This is a genomic window from Streptomyces flavofungini (assembly GCF_041028215.1).
Classification (GTDB): Bacteria; Actinomycetota; Actinomycetes; order Streptomycetales; family Streptomycetaceae; genus Streptomyces; species Streptomyces flavofungini_B.
Map to the genome: position 1 here is coordinate 1 of NZ_JASKYR010001323.1, position 1,419 is coordinate 1,419.

Below are 1,419 nucleotides of genomic sequence, written 5' to 3' on the forward strand. Positions count from 1 at the left end.
GCGGCATGCCGGGCGCGTACGTGGGCGCGGCCGGACCGCCGCCCTGGCCCGTCATCCGCAGCAGGTACGGCGCGATCAGCACGGCGGCGAAGATCCACAGCAGCCCGAAGAGCAGCATCTCGGGCACGCTGAGCCCGACCTCCACGCTGCCGTCGCCGCTCGATGACCCGAGCCCGGTGCCGCCGGTGGCCGCTCCTGACACCTCGACGCGGAGCCCGCCGAGCCCGGCGAGCAGCAGGACGAGCCCGAAGAAGACGCCGCCCGCGAGCAGCTGTTCGCCCCGTCCCGCGCAGCGCCGCGCGGCCAGGACGCCGATGGTCAGCGCGCAGACCAGGCCGAGTGCGAGAGCGCCGACGACGGCCCAGTCGTTGGTGACGTCGCCCAGCTCGGAGAGGCCGAAGGTCTCGCTCTTGGAGCCGCCGCCGTACAACGAGTTGCTGCCGCGCACGGCGACCTCGGACGCGGCGCCCCAGCCGAGGCCGAGCGCGGTGACCGCGAGGTTCGGCAGGATGAGCAGCGCGAGCAGGAGTGGCGAGACGTCGTCGTCGCCGTCCAGGTTGGTGGCCCGCTCCAGGTCGTCGATCTGGGTGAGGCTGATGAAAGCGACGACCGAGCAGAGCGCAAGGACGATGACGAGGGCGCGTACGGCGGTTCCGGCGGCCCGCAGAAGGGCCTGGACGCCGGGGCGCTGGACGGCCCCCGCGCTCCAGTTCGCGCCGTCCCTGCGGAGCACCGCGCAGGCGACGACGAGGGCGAGGACCAGCGCGCCGAGCGCGGAGAGCGCCGGGGCCGAGGAGAGTTCGATGCCCTCGATCTCCGGCTGGGCGAAGAGGGCGAGGCCGAGCGTGCTGAGGGCCACCAGGAGCGCGACGCGGACGGCGGCCTCCAGACCGGCCGTGGCGCCCGGTGCGCCGCCCTGGCCGGGCTGCCGCGCGAGGATGCGGCCACGCAGCACGCGTACGCCGATGAACAGCGCCACGAGCCACAGCACGGTCGCCGTGAGCGGGATGAGGTGCAGGGAGGCGGCGCCCTCCATCGCGGACGAGGAGCCGGAGCCCGAGCCGAAGCCGCCCGCGTCGCCGAAGCCGCCGGAGTCACCGAAGCCGCTGGAGTCGCCGAAGCCGTCCGAGTCCCCGAGACCGCCGGAGTCCCCGAGGCCGCCGGAGCCGCCCGTGCCGGGCCGCGTCTCGCGCCCCGAGAGCTCGAAGCCGCCGCCGACCGACTGGAGCAGCAGCGCGAGGGCCACCCGCAGCCGGTCGGTGAAGCCGACCACCGCTTCGTCGTCCTGCCCGTACGACGGGACGGCGAGCGCGAGGCCGCTGAGGAGCAGCAGCGCGAAGGGCCAGAGCGCGGCCTGCGCGGAACCGGCCCAGTCCCCGCGGAAGGTCCGCCCGAAGAAGGCGCCGAGCGGTGAGGGCG

Annotated in this window: 1 protein-coding gene; it reads right to left on the reverse strand. The window is 75.3% G+C overall.

Going from position 1 to position 1,419, the window contains the following annotated elements; genetic code table 11:
* Positions 1-1,419 (reverse strand): hypothetical protein (locus AB8Z36_RS40785; RefSeq protein ID WP_369218389.1); only part of this gene is annotated, 1,419 nt, incomplete at both ends.